General features: G+C 50.0%; 16 protein-coding genes. 12 read left to right on the forward strand and 4 right to left on the reverse strand.

What is annotated here, in order from left to right; genetic code table 11:
• The first annotated feature begins 56 nt into the window (after window positions 1-56).
• The 10 genes from ACKQTC_RS04025 to ACKQTC_RS04070 all read left to right on the forward strand — a co-directional run bounded on the left by ACKQTC_RS04025 (window position 57) and on the right by ACKQTC_RS04070 (window position 11,020).
• Window positions 57-260, forward strand: a complete 204-nt coding sequence (locus tag ACKQTC_RS04025; RefSeq protein WP_408977149.1) for a helix-turn-helix transcriptional regulator — start codon at window positions 57-59, stop codon at window positions 258-260.
• A gap of 11 nt (window positions 261-271) precedes the next feature.
• Window positions 272-694 carry a histidine kinase gene (locus tag ACKQTC_RS04030; RefSeq protein ID WP_408977150.1) on the forward strand — a complete coding sequence of 141 codons (423 nt, stop codon included), beginning with the start codon at window positions 272-274 and terminating at the stop codon, window positions 692-694.
• Between the two features lie 207 nt (window positions 695-901).
• Entirely contained in the window at window positions 902-1,474 is a 573-nt protein-coding gene (locus tag ACKQTC_RS04035) for a helix-turn-helix domain-containing protein (protein WP_408977151.1), read from the forward strand.
• Between the two features lie 147 nt (window positions 1,475-1,621).
• Window positions 1,622-2,110 (forward strand): GNAT family N-acetyltransferase, encoded by a 489-nt coding sequence (locus tag ACKQTC_RS04040; protein ID WP_408977152.1) that lies wholly within the window; start codon window positions 1,622-1,624, stop codon window positions 2,108-2,110.
• Between the two features lie 281 nt (window positions 2,111-2,391).
• On the forward strand, window positions 2,392-3,324 hold the full coding sequence (locus ACKQTC_RS04045; RefSeq protein WP_408977153.1) for an alpha/beta hydrolase: 933 nt from the start codon (window positions 2,392-2,394) through the stop codon (window positions 3,322-3,324).
• Between the two features lie 111 nt (window positions 3,325-3,435).
• Window positions 3,436-3,924 carry an NAD(P)H-dependent oxidoreductase gene (locus ACKQTC_RS04050; protein ID WP_408977154.1) on the forward strand — a complete coding sequence of 163 codons (489 nt, stop codon included), beginning with the start codon at window positions 3,436-3,438 and terminating at the stop codon, window positions 3,922-3,924.
• Window positions 3,924-4,676: a hypothetical protein gene (locus ACKQTC_RS04055; RefSeq protein WP_408977155.1), complete on the forward strand. Its 753-nt coding sequence runs from the start codon at window positions 3,924-3,926 to the stop codon at window positions 4,674-4,676. Before ACKQTC_RS04050 ends, ACKQTC_RS04055 begins: the two co-directional genes overlap by 1 nt.
• 54 nt (window positions 4,677-4,730) lie before the next feature.
• Entirely contained in the window at window positions 4,731-5,453 is a 723-nt protein-coding gene (locus ACKQTC_RS04060; protein ID WP_408977156.1) for a CPBP family intramembrane glutamic endopeptidase, read from the forward strand.
• Window positions 5,454-5,887: 434 nt separating this feature from the next.
• Window positions 5,888-7,066: a hypothetical protein gene (locus ACKQTC_RS04065; RefSeq protein ID WP_408977157.1), complete on the forward strand. Its 1,179-nt coding sequence runs from the start codon at window positions 5,888-5,890 to the stop codon at window positions 7,064-7,066.
• A 288-nt stretch (window positions 7,067-7,354) separates the two neighbouring features.
• On the forward strand, window positions 7,355-11,020 hold the full coding sequence (locus ACKQTC_RS04070) for an SHIRT domain-containing protein (protein ID WP_408977158.1): 3,666 nt from the start codon (window positions 7,355-7,357) through the stop codon (window positions 11,018-11,020).
• A 112-nt stretch (window positions 11,021-11,132) separates the two neighbouring features.
• On the opposite strand, the gene ACKQTC_RS04075 is transcribed toward ACKQTC_RS04070, so the two are convergent.
• The 4 genes from ACKQTC_RS04075 to ACKQTC_RS04090 are packed head-to-tail and all read right to left on the reverse strand — an operon-like array spanning window position 11,133 to window position 14,038.
• Window positions 11,133-11,852, reverse strand: coding sequence for a dihydrofolate reductase family protein (locus tag ACKQTC_RS04075; RefSeq protein WP_408977159.1), 720 nt, complete (start codon window positions 11,850-11,852; stop codon window positions 11,133-11,135).
• Between the two features lie 54 nt (window positions 11,853-11,906).
• On the reverse strand, window positions 11,907-12,689 hold the full coding sequence (locus ACKQTC_RS04080) for a carboxymuconolactone decarboxylase family protein (protein WP_408977160.1): 783 nt from the start codon (window positions 12,687-12,689) through the stop codon (window positions 11,907-11,909).
• Between the two features lie 6 nt (window positions 12,690-12,695).
• A complete protein-coding gene (locus tag ACKQTC_RS04085; protein WP_408977161.1) occupies window positions 12,696-13,166 on the reverse strand; it encodes a flavodoxin in 471 nt (156 codons plus the stop codon).
• Between the two features lie 20 nt (window positions 13,167-13,186).
• Complete coding sequence (locus ACKQTC_RS04090; RefSeq protein ID WP_408977162.1) at window positions 13,187-14,038, reverse strand: aldo/keto reductase; 852 nt, start codon at window positions 14,036-14,038, stop codon at window positions 13,187-13,189.
• 124 nt (window positions 14,039-14,162) lie between these two features.
• Between ACKQTC_RS04090 and ACKQTC_RS04095 the strand changes: the two genes are divergently transcribed.
• Window positions 14,163-15,053 carry a LysR family transcriptional regulator gene (locus tag ACKQTC_RS04095; RefSeq protein WP_408977163.1) on the forward strand — a complete coding sequence of 297 codons (891 nt, stop codon included), beginning with the start codon at window positions 14,163-14,165 and terminating at the stop codon, window positions 15,051-15,053.
• 51 nt (window positions 15,054-15,104) lie between these two features.
• Entirely contained in the window at window positions 15,105-16,658 is a 1,554-nt protein-coding gene (locus ACKQTC_RS04100) for a hypothetical protein (protein WP_408977164.1), read from the forward strand.
• The last annotated feature ends 15 nt before the right edge of the window (window positions 16,659-16,673 follow it).

Below are 16,673 nucleotides of genomic sequence, written 5' to 3' on the forward strand. Positions count from 1 at the left end.
GGGCAAGGAAAAGTGAATGACGCATTTTGGCTTTTATAGAATGCAGAGGGGATTCTTTGGAAGTAGAAATTGAAAATAGGATTGCGGAATTCCGCAAGGCGCTGGGCCTATCTCAACATCGATTAGCCAAGGCCGTCGGTATGAAAAGGCGATCCATCATGGCCTATGAAAATAATACGATTAGTCCAACCCTTGAGACGGCCTACAAGATATGCAAGGTGCTGGATAAGGATATCAAGGAAGTCTTTATATTTAAGTAAGGAGATCATATATGGGGATTTTATTTAATGATAAGAATGAGATAGACGCAAAAATGAACCATGATTTTGGAGATGTTGAGAACCATCTCATTGCCCTCAAACATAATGATATAAAGTCAGGTTTTCTTAAACTGCTGATGAGTAACCTATACCATACCTTAGATTCGAATCGGACCTTTATAGTATACTTTTCCAGCAAGGGCTTACATGAAAAGGAAATAAGCCATTCCGTCAAAGGGGATTTTTTACTGGTGCCTTGGCATGAAATTGGTTCATTTGAATTAAAGATGAAAAATAACAAGGCTTTGATTGAGTTGAGTCATTTAGGCAAAAAGATCGGGTATGAAATACCTTTTACTGGCAAGCTTTTTGCCGAGAACAAAAAGAACTTAAAGCACTTACAAGACAAGGGTTGGTATAAGGTTGAAGAATGATAAAATGAAAAACAGGTTTTTTGCTAAGGCGTGAAGTCATCTTTGCCATCGGGGGGCTATCTATAAAGCCTTATTTTCCCCATTTCTAGCCTGTAAAATTATTTTGACAGGGCGCAAATAGCCCGAAAAATCGGTATGTACAGGATATTTGCTAGACAGAAACATCGTCCTTGGATTAAATTGAGCGTGAAAGGAGGTTATAGCAATATGGAACTGGGAAGTCAGATAAAAAAATATCGCACCGACCAGGCCTTATCCCAAGAGGCCCTAGCTGAGAAATTGTATGTATCTAGGCAAACCATTTCTAACTGGGAAAATGATAAGTCCTATCCGGATGCGAAGAGTCTCCTTCTTTTAAGTGAAGTATTACAAACCTCAATCGATCATTTAATCAAAGGAGATGTTGAAATCATGAAAGAGCGGGTAGCAGCAGAAGACCAAAGGAACTTCGAAAGGGCAGGGAAAATATATGGGGCCTTACTATTGATAACGGTTCTATCTATGATTCCCCTGATCCGCCTCCTAGGCGGCCTTGGCGAGGCGGTATGGTTGGTGTTGATGGCGGCCACCCTAGGTGCGGCCTTCCTCGTCGAGAAAAAGAAGAAGCAATATGACATTCAAACCTACAGGGAAGTGATTGCTTTTTCAGAGGGGACCAAGCTGGATGACCTGGAAAAAATGAAAGAGGCGGCGAAAAGACCCTACCAGAAATTTTTATTCGCCATCTTATCAGGCTTGCTTATTTTTGTTGTGCTTAGAGTAGTGGATTTGTTCTTTTAATATGAGGGGCCTTCATTCATACGGGAACAAGGCTCTTTGATTGCGAGAGATTGCTAGGGGCAGATAAGACGGCTTTACCGCTAGCTAAAGCCGAGTAAGGAACAGGTGTCAGCTAAGAAGTGATGGGCTGCAAAGTGAGGGATTAATATGGCTGTCAGCATCAAATTGGCTTATCAAGACAAGGATGACCTAGGTCAATTATTTAAGGAATATACGAACAGTATTTTAGCGCAAGGGGAAGAAGTGGCAGACTGCTTGGCCGCCCAGCATTATGATGATGAGATCAATGCATTAGAAGATAAGTACGGCCTACCGGAAGGCCGCTTATATATCGCCTGGCTGGACAACCAGGCCGCCGGTTGCATTGCCTTGCGGAAAATGGATGACGACTATTGCGAAATGAAACGGCTATATGTGCGGCCTGGCCACCGGGGCCGGCAAATAGGCAGGAACCTGGTGGACCAGGTGATTACGGATGCCAAAGGGATCGGCTATAAGCATATGCGGCTGGATACCTTTCCCTTTATGGACGCAGCCCTGGGCCTCTATAAGCAGTACGGCTTTTATGAGATTGACCGGTACTATGACAACCCCACAGCTACGGCGATTTTTATGCAGCTGGACTTACGTTCATAGATGCCTTGGCAGATAACCGTCGATTGGCGCTAAAAGAAGGCCTTTAAGTAGTTTGGGTCCTTACGATATAGGCAAGAAAACCGCCTCAACCCTGATTGGACCTTGGGGGGAGGCGGTTTTTATATGCAGCCTGGGGTGGTGCAAAAAACGTTCTAAGGGACCAAGCCGGGACGTGTCCCTCTGCCTGCCCAGATGCGGGCTGAAAATTTACATGAAATTCACATGCTTTTCACGATTTTGTCTTTATCACTTGCTATGATGGGCGAAAAGGGGAGGGGCCTGTGACAAAAAAAGTAAAAGGAATCATTATAACGACAGTTATCCTTGCCTTGGGCCTGGTGGTTGCGGTGACCGCTTACACCGGCTACCAGGTGACAGAGGGCGTCTATCATTTGGTGTCCAGAGAAGAGACGGTTAACTATTATAAGGACCACTACCAGGCGGATTTTGAGGCCTTTAAGGCCAGCCACCCACCGCAGGCCTTGAGCCTGCCATCTAGCCAGTTTGACCACCGGATTCCCCTGCTCTACTATGACCTGCCGGAAGACAAGGGGTTGGTGGTGATGGCGCCTGGTCTCGGGGCAGTGAAGGAGGAGACTTTTGCGGAAGCGGCCATTTTTATGGACCTGGGTTATGACTTCATGGTCCTGGACATGCGCAACGCCGGCGAAAATATGGCGGAATTGAACACTTTCGGCTACCTGGAAAGCCGGGACCTCCTAGATGTTCTCGCTTATAGCCGAACCCGCAACGATAAAAAGACCGTCCTCTATGGTCAGTCCATGGGCGGGTTGGCGGCGGCCCTTGCTGCCGGGCAAGAGCCGGGAAATATTGATTACCTGATTTTAGACTGCCCCGTGGGCAATGCCTATGAGATGATTGAGCCCCAGTTTGACAAAATAGCCCGGGAGGAAAAGATCCCAAAAGACTTCCTGCTCTTTGCCGGCAACCTGGTTTCCAAGCTCCGCTATGGATTTGACTTTCATGATTTTAACGGCCCGGCCCGGTTGGCCGATACCAAGCTGCCCGTACTTATTTTAAATGCCAAGGCGGACCAGGTGACCCCCTACCAGATGGGTGAGGACTACTTCAAGGCCCTGCAGACCGATCAAAAAGAATGGGTTGCCTTTGAAGGGGCCGGGCATACAGAGCTCTATAAAGAAGACCCGGCCTTATATAAGCAGACGATTGAGAAGTTTTTAGGCGATGCCTAGACGCTCGTCAAAGCGGCCCGGCAAGCCTTTGTTGGCGGCCGGGTCCCTAGTCTATGGATACCCGCTTCTTGCACCGGGAACGGTGCAGGGCCTTATTGAGGAGAATAAACGATGAGACTACTTATTCATGATCGGCCCCCAGCCTTTGACAGGCAAATGCAGGCAAAATTTGACCGGGTCATTTTTGCAGATGGCCACTATGCCCCCTGCCAGGGCTGCTTCCAGTGCTGGACCAAGACCCCGGCCAGCTGCAAGATGAAGGACCGGCTCCAGGAAATCAGCCGGGTCATCGGGCAGGCAGAGGACATTATCCTGGTCACGGAAAACTGCTATGGCGGCTTTAGTCCCGCCGTTAAGAATATCCTGGACCGGTCTATTGCCAGCTCCACCCCCATGAGCACCTATAGGGGCGGCCAGATGCACCACACCCTCCGCTACGGTCACCAGCGCCGCTGGTCAGTCTACGTCTATGGCGATACCAGTCCGGCGGAACGGCGTACCTGGGCCCTCCTCGTCGAGCGGAATGCCATTAATGAAGGCTTTCCATCCTACGACCTCTCCTTTATTGAGGACCTAAAAGACCTGGAGGATCTGGCCTAATGAAAACCCTAATGATCAACTGCAGCCCCAAGAAAAGGCTCAGCGCCTCGGCCTTTATCCTGGACCTGACCGGCCTCTTTATGCGTGGAAACCAGGTGAAAGACCGGCTCAGGACCGGGGCCGACCACCGGCGGCTCCTGGCTGAGATGGAGACAGCCGATAACGTCCTCTTTGCCATGCCCCTCTATGTCGATGGCGTGCCCGCCCATGTCCTTCCCTTTCTGCAAGCCATGGAGGCTCATTGCCGGGCCCGGGACCTAAAGAAAAACATCTATGTCATTGCTAACAATGGCTTTATTGAAGGCCGGCAAAATGAGCCCCTCTTCCAAATTATGGAAAACTTCAGCCGGCGCAGCGGCCTCAACTGGTGCGGGGGCCTGGGCATTGGCGGCGGCGTCATGATGAACGTCATGCGGATGATGGTCATGGTCTTTTTCGCCATCAGCCTGTTAAACCTTATCATTGGCGGCGTCCAAGATAGCCTCCTGCAAACAGAGGCCATCCGCAACCTCACCCGGCAGGTCCTCGTGCTCATCGTCTTGGGCAGCGGCATCCTGGCCTTTGATATCCGCCTGGCAACCTGCCTCAACCGGGGGAAGGCCTACGGTACCCACTACACCAGAATCCTGCTCCCGTCCTTTATTTTTATCCTTTGCGCCGATATTTTCTTCGTCATCATCTCCCTCTTCCAAGGCGGCCTCTTCCGGGGCTGGCTGGCCAAGAAAAAACCGACCGCCGGCAAGCCGGTATAGGGGCCCGGCCTATGAAAGAGAGTCACCCTGCATTTATGAGAAAAGAGGACCAGTATGTATCGTTTATACCAAAAGGATGAGGTCGCCTTTGCCCTGGTCTGGATTGCCATCTACTGCCTGGTATCCATCCCCATCCGCGGCCGGCTGGGCGACCAAAGCCCCTATATGCTCATTGCCCTGGCCCTGATTGCCGCTGGCCTGACAGTCTTTATCCGGAAGCATCGCTTGCAAGGCAGGTATGGCCTTGACCACTGGCCCCGGCATACTGCCCGCTTTCTTTACTTTATCCCGGTCTGGATCCTGGTTACCGGCAACCTCTGGGGCGGCATCAGCCTGGCCTACACCGGCCTCTACCAGGTCTGCGCCGTCCTGTCCATGCTCCTCATCGGCTATATTGAAGAAGTCATCTTTCGGGGCTTCCTCTTTAAGGGCATGCTGCCCAAGGATGGCCCTGGAAAATCCATCATCATCGTCGCCATTACCTTCGGCATCGGCCATATCGTCAACCTCTTCGCCGGCCAGGCCAACCTGGAAACCATCGCCCAAGTCTGCTTCGCCATTGCCTGGGGCTTTATTATGACCGTTACCTTTTACAAAAGCCAAAGCCTCCTGCCCTGCATCCTGGCCCACGGCCTCATCGACGCCTTCTCCACATTTTCCCGGGAAAACCCCGTCATGGAATGGGCCTACATCATCGCCACCATCTTCATTGCCCTCGTCTACTGCAGCTACCTCCTAAGGCTCCCCGATACCGGCAAGGCCCTGCCCGAGAAATAATAGCAGGGGAGGAGGGAACTGGAAAAATCAGCTCAAGACAGCCAAGCTCATCCTCTTCAAACAAATAAGCTGCGGTGACGTTTCCGGACGCCACCGCTTTTATGATGGGAAAAGTGAACCAAGGGAGTAGCCCATAAGCTGTATACAGGCAGAAAAATTTTCAAAACCGATGATAAGGGCAGATAAAAACCTAAAAAATCGCTATAATGGTCTATAGCAAACGGTAAAAATTAGGAACAGCTTAGGTTCATTGAAGAGGCTAAAATTCACTGTGCCAGAGGGCACTTTAAGGCAATCGGTCATAACCAAGTGGTTTATGATGTGGTTGACAGCTATAAGTCTCTCCTGGATATTGTGACCAAGTAAGGGCTATGTACGCGAATAGGTTTATCTAAGCTAAAGGTTTATCTAATCAAACCATCTGGAGGATGCTTATGGATGAAAAAGTCGGTAGAAATGAATTAGAAGAGCTTACGGAGGAGGTCCTTGCGGAGGCCAGGGCCTCTATTCAGACCAGTAAGGATGTGAGCCTTCCAATTGCAGCCTTATCTTCCCTGGGTGGGGGTGTATCTTCGCTGGTGCCGGCCTTTCATACAGTAACGGAGACCACAACCTTTACTGCGCCGGAGGGGCTTTACCGCATTATCAATGCAAGACCGGGAGATGTTCTAAAAAAGGACAAAGATGGAGACCTATTGGGATTTTTAAAACCGCCTACCGGTCAATCAATCCAGGCACGGTTTAAGGAAGTGGATCATTTACCCATTAGGACAGAAACCGTGACGGCCTTTAACCCGGCGACGATTATGATGGCAGCGGCCCTTTATTCTATTGAAAAGGACTTGTCTGAGATAGCGGCGACGCAAAAGGCAATCCTCAGCTTCCTTGAGCTGGAAAATGAATCCCAGGCTGAGGCGGATGTTGAATCGCTGATGGAGATGGTCAATAATTATAAGTACAGTTGGGATAATGAGCGGTCGGTAGCGAGCAACCATAAGCTGGTCCTGGATATTCGAAACCGGGCGCGCAAGAATATGATTGCTTACCAGAAAAAGGTGGCGGAGATGCTTTCATCCAAGCAGCTGCTTGTAGGCCAGGGGAAAATGAAGTTGACTCTGGCTGACCTGGAAAAGAAGTTCAAGTATTACCGGTTATCCCTATATACTTTCGCTCTGGCCTCCTTCATGGAAATCATGCTCAGCGAGAACTTTAAGGAAGAATACATCTGCAAGGTGAATGAAGAGATCCGGGCCTTGTCGGATGCCTATAGAGAACAATTTGAAAGGGCCTCTTTGTACTTGGAAAAACTTGGGCGGGCCGGTGTAGAGGCCAATCTTATAAAGGGGATAGGTGCAGCAGGTAAAACCGTTGGGAACCTGGTTGCCGGCATCCCTATTGTTAAGAAGGGGCCTGTTGATGAATTTTTGCAAGACAGCGGCACCCATCTACAGATGAACGCTGCAGATATAGGTATGAAAGCGGTCAATGCTTTTGCAAAAATGGCCAACCCGGGCACCAGGGTGATTATAGAAAAAATGGAAGATCTGACGCAAATCTACAACCATACATCACAGATCTGTTGCGATAAGGAAAAAATATATTTCCTGGCCTGAGCCCTTGAGGTTCTTGAGGGTTATAAAAACTATCATGTGCTTAGTAGACCAAGAATAGAAATTAGAGCTTCTGGACCTTTTACCTGGTTCCAGAAGCTCTTTTTAGCATGGCTATGGGTATAGCGTGTAGAGGTATTGCTCTGAACGGAGAGGGTAATACAAAAAAATTAAATGACTCAGTGTACTTTAATTTTTGTAAGAAAAAGAAAAACAAAATTAGCAGACAGCTGGTGAAAGGGTATGCTATACTGGTGAAAAGTGAGAAAATTATGTGAAGGAGGATATGAAATGGCAGAAATTTCCAAACTTAGCAGAGCGGTTATTGTCATTATGGTTAGCTTATTGCTGTTTGTCGGTATGCCTAGTTATGTTTTTGCACAAACGACAACTCTCGATGGGCCGGAGGAAATTAGCAATTTTAATGGTACAGACGCTAGCCTAACGGGGGCCGGCCCCGCCTGGAATCAACCAGCTAACCTAGGAAAGTCTTTAACAGAGGTTATTTTGAACCTGCCTGCAAATGGAAAATCTACCCGTCAGAGCGGCTATACGGCGACCGATATATCTCAGCAAAAATACAAGGTGAGCTATGAATTCAAAAGTGGCACACCAGGCAAAGAATTGACATCCGACTTCAACAAGCATAAACCAACAGATAATACAGCATATGCAGACGGAACGCTGGTTCAGGCAAAATCCCCCTTGACAGCCTCTTACCAGATAGAAAATGGCATCTGGACCTTCCGAGGTTGGGACGCCCAAGAAAAGACGATTGCAGGTAGGGATATTACCTTTATTGGCACTTGGACCTGGCGGCCGGCCTTTACGATTAGTAAAACCGTCGATAAGGCCCATTACAGCGAAGTTGGAGAGGTTTTAAAGTATACCGTTACTGTAAAGAATATTGGTACCACAACAATAACCGGGCTGACCCTAGAAGATCCTTTGGTTTCGCTTAAGGAAGGGTTCTTTAGATTAGAGCCCAAGGCAGAAAAGACTTTTACCTACCGATACATCGTTCAGCAAAGAGACCTTGATAAAAAAAGCATCGTCAATACAGCTACAGTTAAAAAGACAAGCAGTGGGATAGAGAAAGCAGCTACATCATCTACAGCAACATCCACTTATCTTGAATATCGCGTAGTGTATGAATTCACCAGCGGCACAACAGGCAAAGGCCTGCCGGATGCAGTGGAAGCTTTACTGCCGATAGACAACAAGACCTATGTCACTGGAATAAGCGTTACTGCACAAAATCTAAGTAAAAGCGAAGTAGCAGTAGAGGATGGCAAGTGGACTTTCGAGGGCTGGGACAAGGCCTCCAAGGAAGTCAAGGATAGCAACATCACCTTCACCGGCAGCTGGACCTTTACGCCAACACTTAAATATGGCGTGGTGTATGAATTCAGCAGTGGCACTACGGATAAGCCATTGCCGAAAACAGTGACGAGCCTTTTGCCAAAAGACGATAGTAAATATGTCAGTGGAGCAAGTATAACGGCAAAAGAGCCAAGCAAGACTGAAGTAGCAGTAGACGATGGCAAGTGGACCTTTGATGGCTGGAAAGAGAGCACCAAGGAAGTTAAGGACAGCAACATCACCTTCGTCGGCACCTGGACCTTTACGCCCACGCCTAAATATGGCGTGGTGTATGAGTTTGCCAGCGGCACAACAGGTAAAGACCTGCCGGATGCAGTGAAAGCTTTACTGCCGATAGACAACAAGACCTATGTTACTGGAACGACCGTTACTGCACAAAATCTAAGTAAAAGCGAAGTAGCAGTAGACGATGGCAAGTGGGCCTTTGATGGCTGGAAAGAGAGCACCAAGGAAGTTAAGGACAGCAACATCACCTTCGTCGGCACCTGGACCTTTACGCCCACGCCTAAATATGGCGTGGTGTATGAGTTTGCCAGCGGCACAACAGGTAAAGACCTACCGGATGCAGTGATTCAACTGCTACCGATAGACGCCAACAAGTATAAGAATGGAACGACCGTTACTGCAAAAGAGCCAATCAAGACTGAAGTTGGCGTAGAAGACGGCAAGTGGACCTTTGATGTCTGGAAAGAAAGTCCTAAGGAAGTCAGGGACAGTGACATTACCTTCACTGGCGCCTGGACCTTTACGCCAACGCCTAAATACGGCGTGGTGTATGAATTCAGCAGTGGCACTACGGATAAGCCGTTGCCGGAAGCAGTGACGAATCTTTTACCGAAAGACGATGGTCAATATATCAGTGGCGCGACCGTTACTGCCAAAGATCCACGTCAGACCGAAGTAGCAGTAGAAGATGGCAAGTGGACCTTTGCCGGCTGGAAGGAAAGTCCTCAGGAAGTTGAGGATAGCAATATCACCTTTACCGGTGCCTGGACCTTTACGCCAACACCGAAGTATGGTGTAGCATATGAGTTCACCAGCGGCACAACAGGCAAAGACTTACCGGAGACAGTGCCCCAATTGTTACCGAAAGATGACGGCCAATATATCAGTGGCGCGACCCTTACTGCCAAAGATCCACGTCAGACCGAAGTTAGCGTAGAGGATGGTAAATGGACCTTTGCCGGCTGGAAGGAAAGTCCTCAGGAAGTTAAGGATAGCGATATCACCTTTACCGGCAGCTGGACCTTTACGCCAACACCGAAGTACGGTGTAGCGTATGAATTCACCAGTGCCACTGCAGATAAGACACTGCCGGCAGCAGTGCCCCAATTGCTACCGAAAGATGACGGCCAATATATCAGTGGTGCGACCGTTACTGCCAAAGATCCACATCAGACCGAAGTAGTGGTAGAGGACGGCAAGTGGAATTTCGAGGGCTGGGACAAGGCGTCCAAGGAAGTCAAGGATGGCAACATCACCTTCACCGCCACCTGGATCTTCACGCCTAATCCGCCGGCAACGACAGATGTCACCATCAGCAAAACCGTCGATAAGACCCACTACAGTCAGGTCGGTGAGGTCTTGACTTATACGGTTACGGTAAAGAATACCGGTGACAAGTCCCTGGAGGCCTTGACCCTTTCTGATACGCTGGTTACCCTTTCGGAGGGCGCCTTTGATTTAGCGGCCGGGAAAGAAAAAATCTTTAGCTATCAGTACACCATTAGGCAGGCCGATATTGACCGGGCGACAGTTGAGAACACAGCAATCCTGGCCTACGGTGACCAATCTAAAAAAGCTACCGCTACGGCCAGCTATCAGCCTGTCGATAAACCGCCGGTTGATACGCCATCTAGGGGTGGGACGGTGATAATCAGCTCCGAGGCCAAGAGGGACTTGTCAAATAAGGAAGACCACTGGGCCTATATGTTTGGCTATCCGGATGGAACCTTCCGTCCGAACAGGGGGATGACCCGGGCAGAAGTGACAGCCATGTTTGCCAGACTTTTAAAAACCTATCCCCAGGTCAGAGTGACCTACCAGCTGCCCTATTCGGATGTGACGCAGGATGACTGGTATTATGAGGCGGTAGGCTTTATGACAGAAAACAAGATGATTGTCGGCTATGAGGATGGCACCTTCAGGCCCAATGCCTTTATCACCAGGGCGGAATTTGTCGCTATGGCTTCCAGATTAGGTGCTCTTCTGGATAGGGACGGAAATAACTTTACGGATGTAGCAGGTCACTGGGCCATCAAGAGTATTAACTCAGCAGCGGCCCACGGCTGGGTAGCCGGCTATGAAGACGGCAGCTTCAAGCCGGACCAATACATCACGCGGGCGGAAGTCGTGACAGTAACCAATAGAATGCTCAACCGGTACGCTGACCAGGACTTTGTCAGAAAGCATAAGGCACAAGGCCTTGATTTTAAAGACCTGGACGAAAGCCACTGGGCCTATTTCAATATCATGGAAGCCACTCATGGCTCTGGATCCGCAAAGCAGGCCAATGGAAATTGGAAGACTGGCTCCGGCTCCTCCCCACAAGCGTTCAATAAAATAACGACCTAAAAAAGCCAGTCCCGGACAAAGCCGGGGCTGGCTCTTTTTTTGCAGCTGGTCTGATAAGGGGCCGGTCTTTAGCAGGCGGGGCATGTATGACAAGCAGTCCAGGGCCATTGGTCTAGCCCTGCAGCTTATAGCGGAGCCACAGGATACCGGCCTCTTTTTCTTCGACCTGTTCCAGTTGAAAGCCGATGGCCTTATTGGCAGACAGGCCCTCTTTCGCCTGAAATAAGGAGGGGGTGTCTCTAGACCCGTCGGCCACTGGGGCCAGGACCAGGCTCAATTCATCGCACATGCCGGCCTGGATAAAGGACCAGTTGAGGATGCCGCCACCGCCCAACATGAGGGTCTCAATGCCGAAAAGGTCTTTTAATTTTTCCAGGGCCAGGCCATAATCGAGCTGGTCCTCTCCGGCGATGATGTAAGAGATGCCCAGCCGGCGCAGGAGGTCCTTATAGGCATTATCGGCCCTTTCGGTGAGGACTTCAATGACCTTGGCCCTGGTGTCGCCATAGACCAGGTCGCTGGACTGCCAGCCCAGCTTGCCTGAAGGGTCAATGGAAACATAGTAGATATCCGCCAGGTCAGCGATATAGTCCCCTTCCGGTACCGGGTCTGCGGCTTCATTGATGGCCGGTTTTTCGTAAAAGGTAAAGTTATCATCTGTGGTCACCCGGCCGGATAGCCAGCCCTGGTGCTTGTAATAGGGGGCCTGGCCAAAGGCGATCCGGTAAAAAACCTCGCTTGCTGCCTCGGTTTCGGGGCGGTCCATATAGGGGCCCATGATCTTGCCGTTGAGGGAGGTCAGCATGTGACAGAAAATATAGGGTCGTTTCATTTGTTCCTCCTGTGGTGATGGATTGCTTGGGCGGCGTCCTTGACTAAAGGGGTTTTAGGATGAGGCGGCCTGGTTGGCTTTTTCGTAGACCTCATCAGAGACCGGCTCCAGCCATTCAGTAGCCGGATCCATTCCGGGTACTTCGATGGCTAAATGGGAGAACCAGTCTTCCTTTTTAGCCCCATGCCAATGCTTGACGCCGGCCTTGATATGGACCACATCGCCTGGTTTCAAGGCGATAGGCGTTTGTTGCCATTCCTGATAGAGACCGGCGCCGGCCAGACAGATGAGCACCTGACCACCGCCGGCAGAGGCCTGGTGGATATGCCAATTATTCCGGCAAGCCGGCTCAAAGGTTACGTTATGAACGGCCACTTGCCTCTGGGAGACAGGGGCCAGGTAGCTTTTGCCGGTAAAATAGGCCGCATAGGTATCGTTGGCCTGGCCGATAGGGAAGAGCATGGACCGGGCATGGGCCCGCATGGCCGCATCTTCATAGGGCGCATCTCCCTCGCCAGGGGCCCAAATCTCTTTTGCCAGGTGGAAGACGGCCCAGGCCTTTGGCCAGCCGACATAAAAGCCGACATGAGTGATGATGGCGGCGACCTCCTTTTGGCTGAGGCCATGGGCTTTGGCATTTTGGAGGTGGTAGGTCAGCGAGCTGTCAGTAATGCCTGAAGACATGAGGGCCACCAGGGTGACGATACACCTGGTCTTGATATCAATATCCAGGTTGTTCCAATTTTCCCCAAAAAGGATGTCATCATTAAAGTGGGCAAAATCATCTGCAAATCCCGCCAGCGCATCCCGGCCGGCAGTCTGTACGATTTTTTCCATGGTTCCTCAAATCCTCTCAATATATTTTTTGAGCGCGTCCTCCGTATACTGGTTGATGATCCCTTGGCGTAAGCGGGCCCCTTCCGCTGATGGCTGGAGCATCTCCAGGGTATGGCCAAAGTCACTTCCACCGGAGCTGGCAAATAAGGAAATCTCCTTACCTTTTAAGTCATAGCTTTCTAAAAAGGCATTGATAATCTTGGGGGCCTGGTACCACCAAATGGGAAAACCCAATAAAATTTTGTCGTACTGGTCCATCTTGATGTTTTGGCTGGAAGCAGCCAATTCCACCGGAAGGGCATTGTCCCTTTCAAGGCTTGTCCGGGAATGGGCGTCCTGCCAGTTTAAGTCTGCCGAGCTGTATGCCTTGCTGGGTTTGATTTCAACAAGGTCAAAGGCTCCGAGGTCGGCTATTTTTTCAGCCAAGTCCTTCGTTGTACCTGTCGCACTAAAATAAGCTACTAGGACCTTACTCATTTGTTATGTCTCCTAAACCCTTACTCGTGAATTTTAAAATCTTTTAAAAAGAGGACCGTATCCTCTTGGTCAAAGTCGATAATAGAGCTTTTGCCCTTATCCAGGGCCCTTATTTTCTCCAAGTCTTCCGCATCCAGCTTGAAATCCCAAATGGCATAATTTTCCTCAATCCGATCCTTATGGACGGATTTAGGGATGGTCACCGAGCCGGTATCCAGGTTCCATCTGAGCATTACCTGGGCCGGGGTCTTACCGTATTTGGCGCCGATTTCTTTCAGCACCGGCTGGTTAAAGATATCGTCCTGGCCCTCTGCAAAAGGCCCCCAGGCCATCAATTGGATATCGTACTTGGCTAAAAGGTCCTTTAAGGCCTTTTGCTGAAAGATAGGATTATATTCAACTTGGACAACCTGCGGTTTTATCTTGTTGTAGGCGATTAAATCAACCACCTGCCTGGGGCTGAAATTACAAACGCCAATAGCCTTGATCCGCCCTTCTTCGTAGAGGTCTTCCATGGCCCGCCAGGCGCCATAATAATCATTATAGGCTTGGTGGATTAAGTATAGGTCGAGATAATCGGTTTGGAGCTTTTCCAGAGACTTGTCAAAGGCCTCCTTTGTTTTTTCGTACCCGTAATCCTGGATCCACACCTTGCTGACCAAAAAGAGGTCCTCCCGAGCTAGGCCTGACTTTTTAATGGCCCTGCCGACAGCCGCCTCATTAAAGTAGGCAGCCGCTGTGTCAATCATCCTGTAGCCGCTATTCAGCGCATGCAAGGTTGAGGCCTCACATAAGGCCAGATCGTCAATCTGGTAGACACCATAACCTAATTGGGGCATTTCCAGACTATTATTTAATGTTATCTTTTTCATTCTTCCCATCCCTTTCGGTGAACCCTAAGCATTATTATCCTGACTTAATGATATAATAGAAAAATAAAGGGTAGAATCTCAAAAATGTTATAATGGCATTAACTTCAGGTTAATGGAGGTTCCTATGTATAGCCGAAAATTAAACATTTTTATAGAAGTTGCCAAGGCCGGGTCATTTAATAAGGCGGCCCGGATACTCTATATCAGCCCGACGGCTGTTATGAAGCAAATAGACCAGTTGGAAGATCTCCTGGACTTTCCCCTCTTTACCCGGACCAGCCAAGGCGTGGCCCTGACGGAAGCAGGGAGGTCTCTGTATCAAGATGGGCTGGCCATTATGGCCCAAACAGACCAAGCTATTAGTAGGGCCAGGCATATCGCCAATCGGTCGCCCTTTACCATCCGGCTGGGCAGGTCTTTTTTGAATAATGGGGCAGACTTTTTCCATCTTTGGAACCGGTTTACACAAGTCCATCCGGGGTTCAGCCTGGAAATTGTGCCCTTTGAAGATGACCATCTCCGGATCTTAAATACCATCCAGCAGCTCGGGAAGGATTTTGATATTATTTTTGGCCCCTGTGATTCGGAGGAATGGCTCCGGTACGTTCGGGTCTTGGAAAAGGGGCAGGCCAGGCTGACCTGTGCCGTATCTAAGACCCACCCCTTGAGCCGGCGCAAGGTTATCGACTTAGACGACTTGGCCAACCAAAAGCTTGTCATGGTCAAAGCAGGCCACAGTGCCAGCAATGATGCCCTCCGGGCCCACATCAACAAGACCCACCCTGCAATCACTATCTTAGACGCAGAGGATTACTATGATTTAGACGTTTTTAATAAATGCAACCAAGCCGAAGTCGTCCTCCTCAGCCTGGACATTTGGTCTAATATCCACCCCTCTCTCATCAATATCCCTCTCAACTGGCAAGGCCCCGGCGTCCCCTACGGCCTTATCTATGCCAAGCAGCCCCGGGAAGAGGTCCTTCAATTTATAGATGATTTTTCTAAGCTGGTTTGATCTTTAGGCTGGCGAGCGACAAGGTATTCATTCAGGATGGAGGTGGCCAGGATGGCCTATTGGCAGGAGGTATATGATTTTGCCGGTCAATGGCGGGATAGGTTTCGGGATTACCGGATGAACCAGCGGGACTTAGCCGGTCAGGCGCTGGGGGAGGCTTGTGCGGCCCTTGGCTTTGAGATGGACGGTGGTCAGGCTTTTTATGCGGCCTATGGCGAGGCGGCGACGAGCTATGGGGCACTGGAGGGGGTTATTGATGAGGTTGTAGATATCTCCCTCTTGGGGGCTGCTATTTATGCCCGCTGGCAGTATTTCAACCAATTGGCAGATGACCCGGCAGCTATTGAACTACCCCAGAACCGGGCCTGGTTTATCCTGGCCCTGGGTCGGTTGCTTACCCTTGCCGGCGGGCAACCGGCCCCCTTCCGGGGCCATCTGAAAGAGATGCGCCTGGTCTCTAATAGAGTGGCTTATGGCCTCCTGCCCGGCTCATGCGAAGAAGTGGAACAAGTGGTGACCGTTGACCATGAAGGCGGGGTGTCCTTTGCCGGCTATAGCTATGGCCACGGCCCAGGCAGCTACGAAAAAGCCCGCAGCCGGGATTTTGTCATTCAACAGGCGCTGACGGATGCCCTGCTTTGTGCCATGGCGGCCTATTTCAAAAGGGACCCTGAAGGGGTCTTCCTGACAGATTCCGGCAGCTGGGACCTGACCTTGACCAATACAGAGGACAGGGTTTATCTCTTTAAGGGGTCCCTGGGTGCAGATTTGGTCTATAAAGAAATCTCGCTGTCTGACCTCCTCCGGAAGGTCCTGGATATGGATGACTTATATGCCTTTGATGGCCGGGGCAAGCCGGATTTGATCACCAGGATTGCCCTGGACTATCATCGGACCAGGCGGCTCAAGGCAATCGCCTTCCCTAGGGATCGGTCTGAAAAGTCCCTCTTGCAAGAGGAAACCGCTTCGCTTGTGATTGACAAGGCAAGCGGTAGCCTCATTTTTAATCAGCAGACAGAAGGGGGCAGACTTTCTTATCGTTATGAAGAGGGCGATGCCGTTAGCCGACTGCTGGAATCTTTTGAGGCAGAGCGCCTATTTACAGCTATAGAAGGAAATCCCGCTGATGTTATTGATGACCCAGATGACAGCAAGACTTATGCAATAACCCTTGATTATCAAAAAAAGCCCCGGCGGGTCATCCGGGGCAGCTATGATAAAAGGGGGCTGCCGGTCGACTTTGCCGGCTTCGCCAATTGCGTCTCGGCCTTTATAAGGAGGCAGGGCCTGGGAGATATTTTTGACCCTGCCGTTTATGGTAAAGTCAGGCGCCGCCGGTCAGACTATATTTTCTGCAGTGTCTCTTTCAATTACATTGGCAAGGATTACTATTATTTGACAGACGATGACAGCATCGAAGCGGGCGACCTTGTTATTGTCCCTGCCGGCGAAGACAACACCAAGACCCTGGCAGAGGTCCAGGCGGTTGAGTACTTTAGCGCAGAAGAGGCCCCCTTTCCGCTGGAAAAAACCAAGCGAATTATCCGCAAGTGCACCGATGAAGAGATTGACCGCTATCTGGAATGGGACGGTGAGGAAGAATAGGGGTCTGTCTATTCA

The sequence above is a fragment of the Peptococcus simiae genome, from assembly GCF_046097595.1.
GTDB lineage: Bacteria > Bacillota > Peptococcia > Peptococcales > Peptococcaceae > Peptococcus > Peptococcus simiae.